Origin of the sequence: Aporhodopirellula rubra (assembly GCF_014192335.1) — a bacterium.
GTDB classification, from domain to species: Bacteria; Planctomycetota; Planctomycetia; order Pirellulales; family Pirellulaceae; genus Rhodopirellula; species Rhodopirellula rubra.
On the sequence record NZ_JACHXU010000036.1, the window covers coordinates 55,945 to 75,246 of the forward strand.

The window sequence follows — 19,302 nt, forward strand, 5'->3', positions numbered from 1 at the left end:
GGCCAATTCGATCGCACCGCATTCGATCCGCCACAGCACGCGTGTCAGCTCATGTCTTCGGCACGTATTGCCTGAGGAAATTATGACTGGTCTTCAATGCCTGGATTCGCGATTCGAGACTTCCTTCGAACGCACGATCCTCGACCTCCACGCATACGGCGCCGTCGTACCCGGCATCAGTCAATAGGCTGAAGAACTTCCCCCAATGGACATCGCCCATCCCTGGCAGCTTTGGGGTGTGGTAGTCAGTGGGGCATCCCATGATGCCAACCTCGTCCAACCGATTCTGATCGATTCGGACGTCTTTGGCATGCACATGGTAGAATCGATTCCCGAACTCTCGGATCGCCTTCAGGTAGTCCATCCGCTGCCAGACAAAATGAGATGGATCATAATTGAGCCCGAGAGAATTACCCGGGATGTCCTCAAACGCTTTTCTCCAAGTCGCAGGGGTCGTGAAAAGATTGCATCCCCCTGGCCACTCATCTTGAGTGAACAACATGGGGCAGTTTTCGATACCGATTCGCACCTCGTGCTCTTCAGCAAGAGCGGCAAGCGGAATCCATGTTTCCAAGAAAGCGGGCCAATTCTGTTCGACAGTTTTGGTCCAATCGCGGCCAGCAAACGTGGTCACGACCCCAATCCCGAGTTGCTGTGCTGCGGAAATCAACTTTCCAATTTGTCGCACCGCCAACTCACGCTGAGAAGAATCAGGCGTCAGTGGATTGGGGTAATACCCCAGACTACTGATTTCGATTCCGTACTTCGCCGTCAGCCCATGGACTTGTTCAATCAAAGGGGCAGACAAGTTACTCACGTCGAGATGCGTGACCCCCGCATAGCGTCGCTTTGCGTTGCCCGGAGGCCAGCACATCACTTCAATACAGTCGTACCCGACGTCGGATGCAACCTTGAACAACTCCTCCAGGGGCAATTCAGGAAGGATCGCCGAAACAAACCCAAGCTTCATATTATCGCCGTGCCTACACTTGCTATGGAACGAACTGAGAGAAGCCCCGGATCGCGCCGCCGGCCTCTCTCGACTCTACGATCACGCTCTCCGGACTAAGCAAGCCGGTAGAACTCTTCCCATTCCTTGCGGGCTGGTGGGCTCAGGAGAACGTTGGCCTCGTCATTGCCGACGAACTGCTTGGATTCCGGAGCAAAGGTCAGCTCTGTATTGAGATACTGCGCGATCGTGCCCAATGCCATGACTTGGGTCAGTTTGGCACCGACGCTAAATGGTGAATTCGTTTTTCCTTCCCCCATGCAGGCACTAACGAAACTCGTAAAGTGATCCTTGCCGCCTCTGGGAAGCGGTTCCTTTTTCAAGCGTTCTTCGAACTCGCTTTGAGATGAATTTCCAATCAGGTAAGGCGCATCGCCGTGATTGCCACGTAGAATTGCAAACTCGTCGTCTTCCCCATACAGCAAAGATCCAGCCCCCTTGGCCCGCGGCTTCAGCAGCTGACCATTGTCCCCAGTCGTGAAAAACCGAGCAGGGATCTCAGGTCGACAATCGGCACCGTCTTTCCAAACCATATCAATTGCCGGACGATTTTCTCCACGCGCCGGAAAGTGCATCGAAAGGTGCGAACTGAGAGGGAAATAAATCTGATTGTGGTCGTCCATCCGCAGCGCACTGATCTTTGTCGGCAATCCCATCTGCAACTTGTCATGTGGATAGTCGATGATGTGGGCGCCCCAGTCACCCAGCATCCCCATTCCGTATTCATAAAAACCTCGCCAATTGAATGGATGATAGAGAGTATTGAACGGAAGCAACTTGCGTGGCCCGCACCATAAATCCCAACTCGATAAGGACTTCGGAAGCTCGGATTCCTTAAGCGGCAATCCGGGTCGTTTCGTCTTGTCCATGAACCACAAGCTAGGCGTTTTCCACGCCTCCATTCTGGTCACGTTATCGCATAGCCCCTGATCCACCATCGCACAAAAGGTATCGAACCCTTCACCTGTGTGGCCTTGATTCCCCATCTGCGTGACAACGCCAAACTTCTTTTCCGCTCGCATCAGGATCTCCGATTCCTCAAAGGTGCGAGTCAAAGGCTTCTCGACGTAGACGGGTTTTCGCAATGCCATGGCAGCGATCGCAGCGGTGAAGTGAGTGTGATCGGGGGTCACAACCACAACGGCATCGATATCCCTGTGCATTTTATCCAGCATGATGCGAAAATCGTTAAAACGCTTCGCTTTCGGCCATGTTGCCAACACACCCGCAGTATTGGGCCTCGCCTCGAAGTCAACATCGACAAAGGCCACCGGCTCAGCAAAGCCGTCCTTGCAGAGACTGTCGATCACTCGCGGTGCCCTCCCACCAACGCCTATGCAAGCCAAGTTCAACCGTTGACTCGGTGGACGCTTCGGCTTTTCATCCGCTCGTGCTCCAGTGAGGTACGCCGACAGGACCGTGGCTCCCGCCCCCGCTGCAACAGAATTCGCAAGAAATATTCGTCGCGTCGAAAGATGATAATTCATTTGGAGTCCTCGTGAATAATTTCGCCTGGGAAGGCAAGAAAGAAAACAATGCAGAAAGCGTGTGACGGATTAAACGACGTTTGAAGCTTTTCGTGACTAATTCGTTTGCCCCAACTCTCGAATTTGTATCCTACGGTATCGAGCGAACCCTCCAGGCTTCCAACGACGCCCGGGATGCAACTGAAAACCGATCGCCCCTCTACCACCCGTGATCTTGTGTACCTTCGCCTTGTCCCAAGCGGATGGTGCGTCCCAGTTCCTCGTTAAATAATCATCAAGGCTGCGACCACGGTAGATTTCCCCATCCATCTCCATGATTTTCACGCCATTAATCCAAGTCGTGATAGACGGACCAGCCCCTTCGCATCGGATTCGGATCGCGTTCCAGTCCTCCTGCCTCCACGCCCTATTCCAACCAGCGGCGTCAATGGCGTATACCAAACCATCTTTTTCGACCGCGTTATAGGAATCCTCTGCCCGGACGTCGTCGCCGGCAAGGTTCAAGAGAATTGGCTGAGAGATATAGGATCCAGTGCGTTCGCCGAATGGAAAGCCAATGCATCCATTTTTAAGAAAGTCATTAAGGATTTGGATACATGCGCCGTCATCGTTGCAATGCAGCAGGATCCCACAGTCGCACCCCCAATCGATTTTCAGATCCATTGCCAATTCAAATTGATCGTACTCACGATCCGTTAATAGCATCCCGCCGTGCTTGTTATCCAACTGGAAACAGTGAAGCACCCCATCCCTAACGAAAAAGTTTTCGTTTGTTGCATGGAACTTATCACCCTCGGGCCGTTGGAGAACATGCCATCCCGCCAACGACTCTTCATCGAGCAACCAGACGAACCCATCTCCCGCATGAACGGGCATTGCGATACTTGCCCACACCAATGCAATCAGGGAACACAACTGCTGAATACCGATGCCCACCTTCAGATTCCTGGTCAAGACGCTTTACTCCGATTCGTTTTCTCCTGGAAACCCAGGAAGCTGTGATGTCTTCACCGCACTAATCGCATGTGAGCCACCGCGATGAAGAGTACAGAATAGGTTTCACGCGTCGAAATTTCATTATTGGAATTGTCCGCATCTCTATCACATTTATCCGCACCACCTCGTCTATAGAAAACACATCGCATTTTCATGTGAGGCATACGAAGAGAGCTACGTCCGGTCGGGTTTCCCGGTATCGTAATGTTTCAACAATGCATAAAAATTGCGATCATTCCTTTCTGATGAACCAAGCCTGGACAATCCACGACGATTCTAAATAGGTGTGCAATGCCTCCCTTCTTTCACATTAGCAAGAACGTTAACCCGCCGGGTTGCCACAACGCTCAAGTGCCACATGAACATGACCATCACGAAATACTCTTCTGTGTTGATGGCGCAGGTGCTCAGCTATTTGAATATCAGGAATATTCGTTGAATGCCGGGGACATGTTTTTCTTTCCGGCCGGCACTCGACACTGCTCGATCTTCCTGCCTAACAAGTCGTTTGAGTGTTATGTCGTCGGTTTTCAAAACGAGATATTTTCCCTCGCGAGCGCCGGTGACAAAGAAGTTTTGAACATTGTCGAAAAGATGCGGTTGCTACATGGCAAAGTGGCACTTTCGGGAGCGGCTCAACCACTTATTGAATTTGTGCTAAAGAAGCTACTCTCAGAGCACCAACGTAAGCAGAACGCATATCTGGCTGGAATCAAAATGGTTTGCACGGAGCTATTTGTCGCGATCGCCAGGGATCCGCGATTCGAAGAGGAGGGAGAACAGATCTGTCTGCCTCCCTCCGACGAACGAATGGTACGCGAAATCATCGACTATTTGGAATCGTACTACATGGGACCAGTCTCGGTGGATACGGTTCTTGAGTTCTGCCCACTGAGTCGTACGCGTTTGCATTCGGTGTTTAAGGAGATAACCGGATTCACTCTGATTCAATATCTCACTTCGATTCGAGTGAAGCGGGCCAAAGAATTGTTGACGTCAACGGACATGCCGATTGGCAATATTTCGCGTAGTACGGGATTTTGCTCGCCAGCCTATTTCGGACAAGTCTTCAAGAAGGAAGCGGGAGTCTCTCCAGGCGAATATCGCAACACACGCCTGGTTAATTAGTTGTATTGAGCACGAGGCAAATGTGAAACGCAAACCGCGATCCAGCGAGACTCGTCGTCCTGTTCTTCCATTTCCTCGGTTTGACGTCAGGTTCACATTGTGGCAATCAATACCGTCGTGTCCAGCCGCTTGCATCGACGATGTCGGTAATACACTCGGCACTTATTGATCCTGGATCGTGGTGGTGTAGCTGCGCTTCGTGTGTCGGCAATTGCATTGAAGACGAATACCTTTGCGCGACCAAAAACTTCGCGGATTCTCGAAAAACGATTGATGCTCTTCATTTCTGAAAAATTGCGTCCGGATTGCGGTTCGGTACGCGATGTCGGTGCGTGCTAAACTTGTCGCACATTCAGTCAAAACGAACGCCCCGCCAAACGAATGCCCCGCCAAGTCCCCACCGAAAGCGAAGCAATGTTTCCACGCAAGTTAGCTGTGTACTTCTGTCTTTGTGTCTCGATATTCTGCTGCGACGCGATTGCAGAGACGCCCCAGTGGAAACTGCAGCCACTGGAGTACAACAACCCGGGTTTGCAGGTTGATTTGGGAGTGGGTTTGTGGGCGTTCCCGTTGCCGATCGATTACGACGACGATGGTGATTTGGATCTGTTGGTAGGTTGCCCCGACAAACCATCAAACGGCACGTATTTCTTTGAAAATCCGTCTCAGGATTCGAGCGTGAAGATGCCAGTTTTCAAACCAGGCGTGCGGATCGGTCGCGGCGATCATTTCATGCAGCTCAGTTTGGTTGATGGCGAACCGGTCGTCCTGCTTCCCGCGAAAGAGTTCCCCCGTAATGCCGAGACAGACGAGTTTGATTTTTCGAAACCGACCAAAATTAACGCCCCAGCGAACCCGAATAGTCAAACAAAAGGTAATACGCGTGCGAACATGTGGCGGTACGTCGACTACGACGGCGACGGTGATCACGACATCATCGTGGGCAGCGGCGACTGGACCGACTACGGATGGGATCACGCGTACGACAATCACGGCAATTGGCGCAACGGCCCGCTGCACGGTTACGTGTATCTGATCAAGAACGAAGGCAATTCAAAGGTCCCTCAATACTCCTCGCATCCTGAACGCTTGCGTGCTGGCGGTGGCGAGATCGACGTCTACGGTTGGCCGAGCCCGAACTTTGCCGACTTCGATAACGACGGCGACTTAGATCTGCTGTGCGGTGAATTTTTAGACGAGTTCACCTATTTCCAAAACATTGGCACACGAACACAGCCGCTCTACGCCGCGGGGCAGAAACTGAACAACGCCGCTGGTGAACCATTGGTGATGCACTTGCAAATGATCACTCCGACTGCAATCGACTGGGACGCCGACGGTGATCTTGATTTGATCGTTGGCGACGAAGACGGGCGGGTCGCACTGATCGAGAACACGGGCGAACTTCGCGATCACCAACCCGTGTTTCACTCGCCCCAGTATTTTCAGCAAGAAGCCGACACCCTAAAGTTCGGTGCCCTCGCGACGCCGTTCGCGTATGACTGGGACAACGACGGCGACGAAGACATCCTGTGTGGCAACACGGCAGGTTCGATCGGCTTATTTGAAAATCTCGGCACCGCTGAAAACGGTCTGCCAAAATGGGGTGAGCCGAAACTGCTGGAGGTGCAACAAGTCGACGGGACGCGGAAACCGTTTCGTGTGATGGCGGGCGAGAGCGGATCGATCCAAGGCCCAGCCGAGGCGAAGTGGGGTTACACCACGTTGTCGGTCGCCGATTGGGACGGCGATGGTGATGGAGACATCGTCTACAACTCGATCCTTTCAAAGTTGGGGTTGTTGGCCAACGAATCGGGAGCCCTCGTCGAGCTAAGCTTTGATACCAGGCAACGTGAATCACCACCGAAATGGTATTGGTGGCGAACGTCTTCCAGCTCGACACTGTCGCAATGGCGGACGACACCGGTTGCAGTCGATTTCGATGCCGATGAACAACTTGACTTGGTGATGCTCGACCAAGAAGGCTACCTGACGTTTCGCTCCGGCGGCGGCAAGGCCGAGCGTATTTTCATCGACGCAAATGGACAGCCGCTGCGACTCAATTCGGGGACGTGCGGACGATCTGGACGCGTCAAATTGGCGGTCGTGGATTGGGACGGCGACGCTAGACTAGACGTGTTGGTCAACTCCGAAAACGCGACCTGGTATCGCAACTGTTCGGACGTAGATGGCAAGGTCATGCTGAAGAAGGTTGGTAACTTGGCAAAACGAAACGTCGCCGGACACACATCGAGCCCCGCCGTGTGCGATTTCAATCAGGACGGCAAACCGGACTTGTTAGTCGGCAGCGAGAATGGCCGGATTTACCATATCACTCACCAGGATTGCGTGACGTTCAGTGCGAAGGAAACGATGCCGAGCGATCCGGCGTCATCCAGCGAACCGTCTTTCCCAGGATTGTTGTCGAGTGAATTTGTATTTTCGGATGCTCCCTTCAACGAATGCCATGCCTCGACCGTTTGCCAAACCACTCGCGGGTTGGTGGCGTCTTGGTTCGGAGGCACCAAAGAAGGGAGAGATGATGTCGCAATTTGGTCCTGCTTTCACGATGGGCTGAGTTGGTCACGGCCAAAAAAGGTAGCCGATGGAATTCAGCATGATGGACTCCGGTATCCGTGCTGGAATCCCGTGCTCTATCAACCGCCCGGCGACGCTCCACTGTTACTTTTTTTCAAAGTCGGCCCAAGTCCACACAGCTGGTGGGGCGAGATAATGGTCAGCTACGACCGCGGTCGCACGTTTACGGAACGCAGGCGATTGCCTGAGGGGATCGATGGGCCGGTACGGTGCAAGCCAATTTTGCTAGGCGATGGCAAAACACTGCTATGTGGTTCGTCGACCGAAAACGAGGGATGGCGAGTTCATTTTGAAAAAATCACATTGGCCGATGGAGAAATCAGTGGAACGTGGAAACGCATTGGCCCGATCAACGAAGGCGAGGAGTTCAGCGCAATCCAGCCTACGATCATGAAATTCCCCGACGGCCGTTTGCAAGCACTATGCCGCACCAAGGAAAGCGTCATTGCATCAACGGAATCCACCGACGGCGGCAACACGTGGTCGAGACTGGTGGCAACCAACATGCCCAATCCGAACTCAGGCATCGATGTCGTGACGTTGACGAATGGACGTCAATTGATGATCTACAACCATCTCGGTTCGGCGGAAAACGGTTGGGGAAAACGCAGTGTGTTAAAACTGGCGATATCCAACGATGGAGTGAATTGGAAAGAAGCCGGTGTGATTGAGCAAGAAATGACCGGCGAGTTTAGCTATCCGGCGATCATTCAAGCCGACGACGGGTTGGTTCACATGACCTATACCTGGAATCGAAAACGGATCAAACACGTGGTCATCGATCCGACCGGGCTGCAATAGCATCATTGCGGCAAACCGATTCACCTGACATTGCACTCTTTGAACCGACTCCGATCGAATGTGCCGTTCTGCAATTCAGCTCCCTGCCTCTCGATGTTGCTGCAAACTCAGACACAGCCCCATTCATCCGGGATGCGATTTGGAAGCTGAGCGAACCGAACAAGCGGGCACGATCACTGAATTCCTACTCAACTTCGCTGGAAAGACCAAATGAGCCAAGCCGCATTGTTGCAATACACTTGATACCAAATACGGACGAATGCTCCGCGGTCGGTAAGCTAGAGAAACGACCACTATGCGTTCGGCCACGATCTAAAGAATCAGCACAGCACTGAGCCGATTAGTGGTCCATGCCTGATCAACTGCGGTTGTTCCCTCTGTGTGGCGGAATTTTCAACGCGTCGTCGACGAAACAACGAGCCCCTATTGCCGCAAAGGAATTTGCGTGAATATCTATTGAGTATAAATCTCTAGTAACGCCACACCTTTTGAATCGAGATTGAATTCGGACGAAACGGATTTCCCAGTGAACAAATCAGTCACGGAAATACTGCTTTGGCTCTTGATACCGAGTTTTAATTCGGCACTGTTTTTACCAAGGTTAAGAATGCTCACCAAATAGCTTCCATCGGCTCGCTTCACGGCCCGCCAATGGCAGCTCTTGTGGTCACCTCCGTTGTCTTCGGCAAGCGTGACGTCGTGTCTGCCGCTGGCTGTGTGCTCAATCGCGAGGTCCCGGACTTTTTCGAGGCTCTCGTCACCGGTGAGAATGATGAGTTCGCCATTGCTTGGATTCAGCCGTTTGCGGTGTCGCTCCCCGTATTCGTTTTGGCTCAAACTGTTCTCACTGTCGACGATCAATGTGCCACCGTGATCCAGGTAAGACTGCAGCGATTCGAGTTCGCCATCGGTAACGAATTCCGTTCGATAAACCAGAATGGCATCCCATGTCTGATTGTCCTGGTTTTTGATGATGTTCGCCGTTGCAAATCCTACGGGAGCCCCTTCAAAGAAGAGTTTTTCATAGATCGAGAACTGCTGGGTCATGTGGTTCTGCTTATTGATGGCCGACGTCTCAGAGTGGAAAAGACGCAAGGGGCGGCGTTGTTGTCGCAAGGCGATGATTTCTTCGGAGAAGCTATTCAGGTCATACATCACCTGGGTGTAAGCGTTGGCGATGTGCGGTTGCTGGTTAACAGAGCCTGCGAAAGATCCAGCAAGCGCAAGGTCCGCGAAATTCAGCTCGCCTTCCAGTCGGTCTTCAGGCGATCCATCGGGATCTCTTGCCCAGAACCATGCCATGTTGGCGTCCATGCCCTGCAGCGTCGCCAGCCAATACACGCTTTCCACATACTCGACCGACGTATCGAGTTTTCTCCATCGAGAGGCGGACAGGAAATGAGATTCGGAGTTAACGTGAATCTTCTCTGGAGCCACTGACTCCATGAAGTCATAGGACATGCTCAACTCTTCCCAGCAATACGAGTAGTGCTCCTCCCAAGCTTCTAGTTTGTTTGGATAACTGCGGCGTGTTGGGCGAGTTTTGGCATCATCGCCAATCATCGAAGTGAGTTCGGTGAGGGCTTCCAAGTCAATTCCATGCGCACGATCGTTATCGGTAAAAAGGTGTGTGCTGTTCTTGATGTGAGTGTCCGCACCGGGGTTGCCTTTGCGTAGTTCGCGTTGGATATGTGCATACCAATCGATGGCGCGGTCCATGCTATAGCGAGCCCAATCGTAGAACATCGGGGTGCCACGGGTTTGGGCAGCGATTGGAATTTCGATTGCGACCGTATCAAAACTGGTAAATTGCGATTCCCAGTTCTTGTTGAGCCGCTCGATATCGCCGTCATATTTCTTGTGCAACCATGTACGAAATCCGTTGAGTGTGTAGATTGAGATTTGCTGCATCTCGCCCGTACGCCTAGTCCATCCACTTGCGATCGAATGCCAGTGGGGTTCGTTGGCGAGAATGTAGCCGAGCTGCGTAACCTTTTTCCCTTGAGTCAGTACGCCCGTTTCTCTGGCGATTGTGCCCCAAACCTCTTTCACCAGAGGATTGTCGATATCGAATCCGGTGAACGTTGAACGGCCAAAACGAACTTCCGGTTCGAGTTTTTCCACCCACTCAGGAATCCCCTGGTTCCAGTAGATCAAAAAGCCAACATTAGTATCCGAAATCCCAGTAACTTCGTTTAACAAGTCTTGATCGAAGGTGCGATCTTCCTTCAGCAAAAATGAATTGATCGCCCGGTCATGCTCGACCGGATAAAGGTTCTCGCCGCCGTGGAAAATCGCACCGAGATGTTCGTTGTAGACTCTGTCATCGGTCAGGGGCCGACCAACCGATTTGGAGAAGTAGTCATAGAGAAAGACGGGACGCCCATTGCTGTTAATCAGCATGTTGTCACCGACTTCGATATTTTGCCAGTCAACCTTGTTGACTGGGCGTCGCACGATTTCACCACCCAAAACGCGAGACAATTCGACAATTCCATTGTCCAGAATTTCAATAGTCTTGATGCGTTGGAAATCCGGGATTTCGGCGGCGAGTTTGTCGCTATCTTCTTTGTAGGGAGCATACTGTCCGACTAGATAAGCGACGGCGTCCCGATTTTTTTCATCCCAATCTGCAAATTTCAAAAACTCCTTGGCAAACCAAACGACCGTTTTCTCCCGAGTGACATCAATTCCTTTCGCCTCAGCTTCCGCCATCTTGGTTTCCAGCGTTCCGATCTTTGCCAACGCTTCTTTAACGAGTGTTTGACTTGCTGATGCCACGGCGGTGTCATCAGAGAAGCAAGGATTGTGTGACGACAGCAGGCCAAGCAACGCGAGCCCACCAATTGCAAATCGTAAAAGTGTGCGGTTCATTTTTTTCGTTAGGAATCGAGGAGGCGATCGACTTCAAATGCGACTAGATTCTTTGCGTGCAGATGCACTTGCGTTTCGCATCTTACGTGAGAAATTGAAACACGACAGTTCTGACATCTTCTCATTTCGCGCAGTGCTTGCGCTGACGACCTTCTATAGACCACTAGACGCAAGCGGTATTGCGTGGGAACGACGCAGCGCAACAGTCACTATAGCCGGATTCAGTCGTCACGAGACCATGGTGGCGGCAGGCCGCCTCAAGAGGAAGACCAAGCGAAGGGCGTGCGACATCGTACTAGAATGAGACGGGGCAAATCACGTTGGGGCAATTGGTCACGCCTCGTCTGATGCGCCCGCATTGATGCTATATTGCGCGAGTAGCTCGCCCAATTGGTTGTTGCCGTGATCGGCCGTTGCATCAAATTTTATCCGACTCCCTCATGGAAACTGTATCGCTCACGATGAAGGGTTGAGGGGCAACCTGATCATCAATGATTGCTCAAAGGACCCAAGAAAATGATGGCTATCGTTCGTGTGCCTGGAAGCATTTTTGCTTTCATCGTAATGGCGTTACCGCTCGTCGCATCAGATCGTGTGCTCGTTGACATGTCTAGCAACGCGGCTTTCGAAACGAGCAAAGCCGCAGGGTCGAAACTCTCGTTAGTCACAAACGAAACAGGCCCTGCCCTTCGAGCAGTCCTGGGAACGACGCACCAATGGCCGGGCGTTTCTTTCCTATTCGAGCGAGGAATCGACGCGTCAACGCACGGGCAGCTGACGTTTCAGATGAAAAATTCGGGCGAGTCGTCGCTGCGAGTCCGTTGTCGCATCGACAGTCGCCCAAAAGGTTCAGATGAATCAGCCAGCCTGACTCGCTTACACGATGTCTCCCTTGAGCCGGGCAAATCGAAAGAGGTTCGTATCCCATTGATTCCGCATATCGAATACGAAGGAATCTCGCCGAAGGATTTCTTCGGCATGCGAGGAATTCCCTTCTTCAGTAAGGAATCAATGCACCTGGAAAACATCACGCAAATTTTGTTCTTTGTCGTGCAGGATCATGAACCGCATGCATTTGAAGTCGGAACGATTCGCCTCGTCGGCAAGCCTTCGACGCCATCATCCAAACCGATACCCGAAAAAGTTTTTCCTTTCATCGACGAATTTGGACAGTTCAAACACAGAGACTGGCCGGGGAAGACCCATTCGTTGGAGGAATTGGTGGAGTCAGTCGAGACAGAAACACGAACGCTTGCCGCGACATCGCCACCGGATTCCTGGGATCGCTTTGGCGGCTGGAAGGACGGTCCGCAGCTAGAAGCCACCGGCTGGTTTCGCACTGCGAAGCACGACGGTCGATGGACCTTGGTTGATCCGGATGGCAGGCTGTTTTTCTCGCTGGGCATCGACGGAGTCGACTTTGAACCTGGGACGATTCTTGATGAACGGCATCATTGGTTCGAGAACGTGCCTCCAGACAATGCCGCGAACAGCGAATTCTACTTTCCATGGAAACCGGATCTAGAGCGATCGTACTTTTACAATAAGTCCGTCCGGGCGTTTAGTTTTCACAGGTACAACGTGATGCGCAAATATGGAGCGGACTGGAAGAACCGCTTTGCAGAGGTCTGTACGAAGAGATTGCCCGCCTGGGGCATCAACACACTAGGCAACTGGACTTCACCGCACATCTATGCGATGGGAAAACTACCTTACGTCGCCTACGTGCGCCCCAAATCGAAGACGGTTCAGGGATCGTCCGGGCACTGGGGCAAATTCAAGGACGTGTTTGACTCGAGTTTTGAAACGAGCATCCACAATCAACTGCAAGGCCAAGCGCTCGCAGGGACAGTGAACGACCCGATGTGCATTGGGTATTTTGTCGACAACGAATTGTCGTTTGGCGACGAAACCGCAATGTCTGTCGCCTCTTTGACGTCACCTGCTGATCAAAACGCAAAGCGGGAGTTGGTATCGGACTTAAAGGAAAAGTACGGTGTCATTACTGCGTTGAACAAAGCCTGGAATACCAATCATGCCTCCTGGGGTGCGTTGTTGGATCACGAGGACGCGCCGGACGGTAAGGGCGCACGATCGGACCTGGTGGCGTTCAATACGAAATTCGTTCGCACCTACTTCAGTACCGTCCGACGCGTTGTGAAAGAGATCGCACCGAACCATCTTTACCTGGGATGCCGCTACGGAAGTTCCGCGCCGATCATCCCGATGGTCATGCAGGCTAATGCCGAATTTGCGGATGTGGTCAGCTTCAACGTTTATAGCCGCTTCTTGTCAGACAAGCTGGCACGGTTGGAAAAAGCGGGCGACAAACCTTACATCATCGGCGAATTTCATTTTGGTGCACTCGACCGCGGGATGTTTGATACCGGATTGGTGCAGGTGGCGGACCAAAAAGAACGCGCCGAAGCGTTTAGACAGTTTGTGACCGACTGCGTGAAGCACCCGAACATTGCCGGTTGTCACTGGTTTCAGTTCTGCGATTCACCGACCACCGCTCGCCCCTGGGACCACGAGAACTATCAAATTGGTTTTACCGACACCTGCGACACACCCTATGCCGAATTAATCGAAGCCAGCCGCAAGGTGGGAGAGAGCCTCTATCAGGAACCTTCCGATTGAAAATTCATCGGATGCCTTGGCACAGCGGCAATCGACACAAACGCGGCCTCGATAAATCTCGAGCATTCGATCGAGCAAATACTGACGCAATCACGTTACCGCGATGTTTGCTCAAAACAGGCTTGGTCAAATACCGCTTGATTCGGAATTCGCTGTGACGTCACCAATCGGATTCCCCAAACGAATGTTCCTAAATCTGGCACAACGAACCATTTGACACACCGCTAATCCTGGTTCCCCCTAGCAAATCCTTCCTTCTCAACTTTCAGGGCACCGACGAATCATGTTTCCCAAAATGCTGCTCGTTCTGTTGCTTTCGCATGTGCTATCTGGCATCGTCTTCGCCGACCGGCCCAACGTTCTTCTGATCATGGTCGACGACATGAACGACTACACGGGCTACCTGGGCGGACATCGGCAGGCGATCACGCCCAACCTCGACGCACTGGCCGGAAGTGGTGTCCGATTTATCAATGCTCACTGCAACGCCCAAATCTGCGCACCATCTCGATCAAGCATGTTGACTGGCGTTTACCCGCATGTGTCGAAAAACTATTGGTTTGACGACTGGCACAAAAACGACACGCTGAAAAAATGCAAGTCGCTGGCTCGGTTTATGAAAGACAATGGTTACGTCGCCTATGGCACCGGGAAATTGATGCATCACGAACAGACCGACGACTGGACCGAATTTGGGATACCGCAGGATCCAGGACCGTTCCCATCTAACGGTAAGACGAAAGTCGGCCATCCCTCTATTCCGCTGCCCTTTCGCGATATTGGTGCCATCGATGGCGTCTTTGCATCGCTGGCCGATGTTCCCCATGTCCCCGCCTCTGGAAATTTCGCTGGTTACGTGGGCTGGAAGACTCGAATGGGAAAGCCTTTTCGCTACGTAAGCGACGATGACAGAGACCTGATGAGCGACGAACTGCAGGCAAATTGGACGACCGAGAAACTTAAGGAATTGGAGTCCGGCTCCCATTCCAAACCATTCTTTGTTGCCGTTGGTTTTTCGCGTCCACACACGCCGCTCGTCGCACCGCAGAAGTACTTTGATATGTACCCCCTGGAATCCTTGAAATTGGCAGCGATCAAGGAGAACGATCGAGACGATTGTCACTTCGCATCCGTTTTTCCGAAATGGGATCCACTCTGGACGACTCACTATCAGAAATTGGTTGATTCCTATCCCACTGCCGAAGAAGGGTTGCTGAAGCACCTGCAAGCGTATCTTGCCTGCATCACGTTCGTAGATGACCAAATCGGAAAGGTAGTTGGCGCACTGGACAACAGCAAGTTGAAGGATAACACCATTGTCTTCCTTGTGAGCGACCACGGCTACCATCAGGGCGAGAAACAGTATCTGTACAAGAACTCGCTGTGGGAAGAAAGCACGCGTGTACCGATGATCATCCGGAATCCAAAGATGTCGCAGAGTGCCGGAAAGACAATCGAGCATCCTGTGTCTTTGATTGATATCTATCCAACGATTGCCGACCTGTGTGGTCTCAGTGAAAGCGACAACCGGATCAACGAAAATGGTGTGTCGCTCGGTGGGCACAGCTTGACGCCATTTTTAGTTGATCCCAATGGTGGCCAGTGGGATGGCCCTGACGTCGCGTTCTCAGTTGTCATGACGCCCGGGCCGAATACGGAACGAGGGTTGGAGCCGTCGTTCCACAGCTACTCGGTCAGGTCCAAAGACTACCGCTACACACACTACGTCAGTGGCAAGGAAGAACTATACGACCACAGGAACGATCCACATGAGTGGACGAACCTAGCCGACAACCCCGATTTTGCGGACACCAAGTCCAGCTTGAAAACGCAAATGGAAGCTCTTACCGGAGATCTCGATGAAACGTCATTTATCCCCGTGCGAACGAAATGACGAGGGTGTTCGAATCCCCGTTTGATCGGCGATGAAAGGCATAGTCAAACGATGCGGCGTCAAACCGGATTCACCAACGAAGCGTTTGACTTCCTCAACGGCCAACTGAGTTTTTTCCTGATTGAGACAAAGGATCACAGAGTCGTCGACGTCGCGAAAGATCTCGTTGCCAAGATCGGCGTCTGATGGTCCAGCCCGTTGAGATAGAAACTGGATAACAGTGGGGAAAGCACAGCCCGTTCTCGTTTCCACTTTCCAGCCTCTTTTCGATCGCACCAGACTTGTTTTCCGGCGGTCAACACTACTAGGAAGGCTCTGACTTCGCGGCTGAGTTTCAACGGTCGGTTACTTGCCGAGACCTGACTGCTTTCCTCAACTGCTCACCCAGGCCGCGCGGCTCGAACCATCGCATGGCCATTTCACCACGCTCGATTATCAAGGCACCGAGTACATTCATCGTCGTGGCTGTGGCACCGCCCAACCGAGCAGAAGGCGTCCTGTCCGAGGCCGTTCGTCATCGCGCCGATCGCGAGCCGTCGAGGGATCGCTCGTTGCAACGAATCCCCCTGACAACCTTCGCCGAATCGAGCTCACGGTGCAGCTGCGGATTGCCGATTCACTTTTGGTTGTTTCCCGTTTTTTCAGCCAAAAACGCGGTTGCCATTAGAGACAGGTCGGTCATGAATCCCCCTGTCGAGACTCAGCCCCAACGATTCAATCGCCTTTCTAGGCCTATCAATGCGGTCGCCCCCAGTTGTTTACGCGGAGCTAGCATTGCACTTACTGAATAAACATTTGGGACAAATGTTCTACCTTGGCGTCGGTGAAAACTTGACCTGAGTACGCACGTCGATGATGCACTCATCGTCGCAACTGAGCCGACGGGCAGTCGGGCCGAAGTAGCTGCCGGAAGGATATTTTTTTGGGCGTCGCTTCAACTGTTCATGGGAGAAACCGTTGACTCTACTTCAGAGCAGTTGCGAGAAGCTAACGCGATTTCGCTTCGTCTCTCGAAAGAACCGGAGTGGCCGGCTTCGAGTCGCTCTTAAAGCCGGCGACGCCCTCTTTGAAAAAATGAATCTTGTCGATCCGAAACCCGCCGGAGCGCCCACAGATCCAGAAATAGTGATCGCCTTTCGTGAGGTTGTAGATCGGAGTTGAAAAGTGTCCATCCGACTTGGCCACGGCTCCATAATTATCGTGCGTCGTGTGCCATGTGAATCCCAAGCCACTGTCAAACTGCTCCTGATTGATGGCATGATAGGTCTTGCGAGTCGCGCCGTAGGGACTCACTGGATTGAGCCCCATCAACGTCCAACAATCATTCCACTTGTCCCTTTCCGGAGCCCCTTTGTGGGATGATCTCAGCGCCATCCGGTACTTGCCCGGATTGGTAATGCGAAGCGTGTACATCAACACCCCTTCATGCTGATGACTGATTTTATCAAGCCACGAAGGCATCCAACGAATGTATCCCGCTCCACTGTAACCTGATTCTGTGGTATCCAGAATCCAGTCATCGGTCAGCGGAACACTCTCGGATTCAATCACCAATTTCCCACCGACTTCTTGAAAGATACTTTCGGCAATCGGTGGAACCACATCAGGCTCGACACCGGCCGGAGCATCGGGAGTTGCCGGATTTCCGCCGTTGACTGGAATCACTTCAGGTCCGAACCAGTCCCGCATTTCGGCAATGGTTACGACTTCATCCTTTCCATTGATCCCAATCAACCACGAAACCATGCCCGCGTCGGAAACGTCAGGTTTGCCAGCAGTGATTCGCTCATAGACCCAATTCAAGTTGGAGTCCGCATGATTTTTCAGCCAGTCAAAATCCGAGTTCGCTGATCCTTTCAGGCCACTGCCATTGTTTCCGTTCTGGTCCTTGATCCTGAGATATCCAATGCCGGGAACCAGCTCCTGAACATCGTTCCAGTTTCGATGCCAAAGTCGCGGCTTGAAGTATTCGTTGTAGTTGTGATGAGAGACCAGAATGACGTGCTGCCTTGCACTGCCATCGGCGGCTTCCAAGGCCCGATAGATCAATTCCATCGGACCTCCGACGATCAAATAGAGCGGATCTTCTGCGGTTGATTGGTTGATCACCGACGTGAGATGCGTGACAGCGCCCGAGGGATCGTTGGCAGCATCGAAGAATCGCTTGCGATCGAACCCCCAGCGATTTTGTCCGCCCATGGCGCTGAGCCACATGCGATTCTCGCGACCGTTGATCTTCTTGTACTCCAAAAAATTGTTGAAGTCATAGTGAACTAGGTTTTCTTGAAGACCGGCCTTAGCGAGCACTGCGAGTCCAATCGGCGTTGCACCAACATCATCCGCATCCGCGTCAGGATTGCCATCGGCACTGATTGCAATTCGGCTGCTGCTTGTCCAAGGAGAATCGTCAGCTTCAACAGCGGTGAAGTGGCTCAAGTTAAAAACAATGACCGCAAACAGAAACTGCAAAAACTCTCGTTTCAAAATCATCATCATTTCCAAACTGTTTTCGGGTGGGGAATATGAAGAAGCACTCACATTCAATTACTTGCGAATGCGTGCAACAGGGCGAACTGTTTCTCACTGACACAGGGAGCGAAACGGCTGCGTTAAATGATGGCAACCAACGTCTCGCGAATGCCCCGATTCGATCATCGCTTCACACAGTGTTCATCAGCTAATCCTTTATCACCATGGCACTTCGCGGATGCTCCGCGCTGAACGCAAGGCTCTGCATTTCTGCCCGAACTCGAAGGCTTGTTACACAAGTTTCGATCGAGTTTAACTTACGATTCGCTAAACTCCTATTCTATAGTTTTGCTGCTCGTTTGCTCGATACCGGCGTGCCGCTGATAGCCTTTCAACAGTATCTCATCCACCGCAGTATGTAGACCAAGATGGCCTCTCTGAAACCGACTGAACACGCCGAGTCCAACCCACACCAAGCGTGTCAAAACAATCTTTCGCTGGAACGAGTCATGGAAAGTTTCGCCGATGCATTTCGACTTAACTTTCGCTCAGGACATCTCGACCCGAGGGACATGAAGATCCGTTGCTACGGTCGAAGAAATGCCAACTAAAAGATGGTCATTGATGAGAGGAAATCGTTGGTGCGACTGGCAATGGGATGATCGTTGTTGCAGGATGCGGGTGAATGGCGCGAGTCTTTAGCCGACGCTGCTCAAGACCGACCGAGCAATCACATACTTCACCAGCAGAAAGCAATGAACTATCAAGTCTACGCTGCCAATCGGTTGGCAATGCCTACCGCGGCAATCGCTGATACGAGCCTGCTGGCATCACGCGGTGAATCAGAGTATTGGAGCCAAACCCACGCGATCATCACTGGGTCCGTTAACAAAGGGCTTGAACATCAACTGCGTTGCATTTGCGTCTTCGCGATGTCACCCTAACAGGCTCCCCGTTTGCATGATTACGAGTGAGGCATGATTACGAGTGAGGATCGAGAAACGCATTCAGGTGCCACTATTTCGGCACGTGAATTACGAGTTCTCGATATCCAGGATCCAACTTCTCGCCCTTTCTTGCTCACTGAATTCAAACGTCTTGATTGCCACATTTACAAAATGACTTCCGATACTTTCGGCGAAACTTCCGTTCGAAGAATCAGTAGCCAAGGCAATGCGAGAGAGCTTCTTGTGATGCTCCCGGACAAATTTCAAAGGTGCGATCAGCGACGAAAAGGAGCCCCACCCCGGAAACGACTCAACATGAATGATGCCCCCTTAGCGCACCGAATTCGACGTGACCGGTGGTTGCCACCACCGGCATTGGGTGTGTCGGCCTTTCAGGCCTGGAGTGTTTGCGGGAGGTTGCGGGGACAAATTGACGGAGCAATTTGGCGACTATGGTGG

Annotated in this window: 12 protein-coding genes; 6 read left to right on the forward strand and 6 right to left on the reverse strand. The window is 52.2% G+C overall.

Annotated features, from left to right (window positions below; translation table 11 throughout):
• Nucleotides 1-49: 49 nt before the first annotated feature.
• The 3 genes from FHS27_RS29075 to FHS27_RS29085 form a co-directional block, all read right to left on the reverse strand.
• Nucleotides 50-970, reverse strand: a complete 921-nt coding sequence (locus FHS27_RS29075) for a sugar phosphate isomerase/epimerase family protein (protein ID WP_184309656.1) — start codon at nucleotides 968-970, stop codon at nucleotides 50-52.
• Between the two features lie 95 nt (nucleotides 971-1,065).
• Nucleotides 1,066-2,496, reverse strand: a complete 1,431-nt coding sequence (locus FHS27_RS29080) for a Gfo/Idh/MocA family oxidoreductase (protein WP_184309658.1) — start codon at nucleotides 2,494-2,496, stop codon at nucleotides 1,066-1,068.
• Nucleotides 2,497-2,592: 96 nt separating this feature from the next.
• The gene (locus FHS27_RS29085) at nucleotides 2,593-3,432 is read right to left on the reverse strand and encodes a 3-keto-disaccharide hydrolase (RefSeq protein WP_184309660.1); all 840 of its coding nucleotides are present in this window, start codon (nucleotides 3,430-3,432) and stop codon (nucleotides 2,593-2,595) included.
• Between the two features lie 351 nt (nucleotides 3,433-3,783).
• Here FHS27_RS29085 and FHS27_RS29090 point away from each other — a divergent pair, with 351 nt between their 5' ends.
• Entirely contained in the window at nucleotides 3,784-4,620 is an 837-nt protein-coding gene (locus tag FHS27_RS29090; RefSeq protein WP_184309662.1) for an AraC family transcriptional regulator, read from the forward strand.
• Between the two features lie 414 nt (nucleotides 4,621-5,034).
• Nucleotides 5,035-8,019 (forward strand): exo-alpha-sialidase, encoded by a 2,985-nt coding sequence (locus FHS27_RS29095; protein ID WP_221225475.1) that lies wholly within the window; start codon nucleotides 5,035-5,037, stop codon nucleotides 8,017-8,019.
• 453 nt (nucleotides 8,020-8,472) lie between these two features.
• On the opposite strand, the gene FHS27_RS29100 is transcribed toward FHS27_RS29095, so the two are convergent.
• Nucleotides 8,473-10,893 carry a glycoside hydrolase family 42 gene (locus FHS27_RS29100; RefSeq protein WP_184309664.1) on the reverse strand — a complete coding sequence of 807 codons (2,421 nt, stop codon included), beginning with the start codon at nucleotides 10,891-10,893 and terminating at the stop codon, nucleotides 8,473-8,475.
• Between the two features lie 516 nt (nucleotides 10,894-11,409).
• Here FHS27_RS29100 and FHS27_RS29105 point away from each other — a divergent pair.
• From FHS27_RS29105 to FHS27_RS31485, 3 genes are all read left to right on the forward strand, one after another.
• Nucleotides 11,410-13,533 (forward strand): hypothetical protein, encoded by a 2,124-nt coding sequence (locus FHS27_RS29105; RefSeq protein WP_184309666.1) that lies wholly within the window; start codon nucleotides 11,410-11,412, stop codon nucleotides 13,531-13,533.
• A gap of 283 nt (nucleotides 13,534-13,816) precedes the next feature.
• Entirely contained in the window at nucleotides 13,817-15,427 is a 1,611-nt protein-coding gene (locus FHS27_RS29110) for a sulfatase (protein ID WP_184309668.1), read from the forward strand.
• Nucleotides 15,428-15,478: 51 nt separating this feature from the next.
• The gene (locus tag FHS27_RS31485; RefSeq protein WP_261363981.1) at nucleotides 15,479-15,613 is read left to right on the forward strand and encodes a hypothetical protein; all 135 of its coding nucleotides are present in this window, start codon (nucleotides 15,479-15,481) and stop codon (nucleotides 15,611-15,613) included.
• 801 nt (nucleotides 15,614-16,414) lie between these two features.
• Here FHS27_RS31485 and FHS27_RS29115 read toward each other — a convergent pair.
• Entirely contained in the window at nucleotides 16,415-17,965 is a 1,551-nt protein-coding gene (locus FHS27_RS29115; RefSeq protein ID WP_315854749.1) for a hypothetical protein, read from the reverse strand.
• Nucleotides 17,966-18,651: 686 nt separating this feature from the next.
• Here FHS27_RS29115 and FHS27_RS29120 point away from each other — a divergent pair.
• Nucleotides 18,652-18,840, forward strand: a complete 189-nt coding sequence (locus tag FHS27_RS29120) for a hypothetical protein (RefSeq protein WP_184309670.1) — start codon at nucleotides 18,652-18,654, stop codon at nucleotides 18,838-18,840.
• Between the two features lie 90 nt (nucleotides 18,841-18,930).
• On the opposite strand, the gene FHS27_RS31290 is transcribed toward FHS27_RS29120, so the two are convergent.
• On the reverse strand, nucleotides 18,931-19,110 hold the full coding sequence (locus tag FHS27_RS31290; RefSeq protein ID WP_261363982.1) for a SpoIIAA family protein: 180 nt from the start codon (nucleotides 19,108-19,110) through the stop codon (nucleotides 18,931-18,933).
• Between the last annotated feature and the right edge of the window lie 192 nt (nucleotides 19,111-19,302).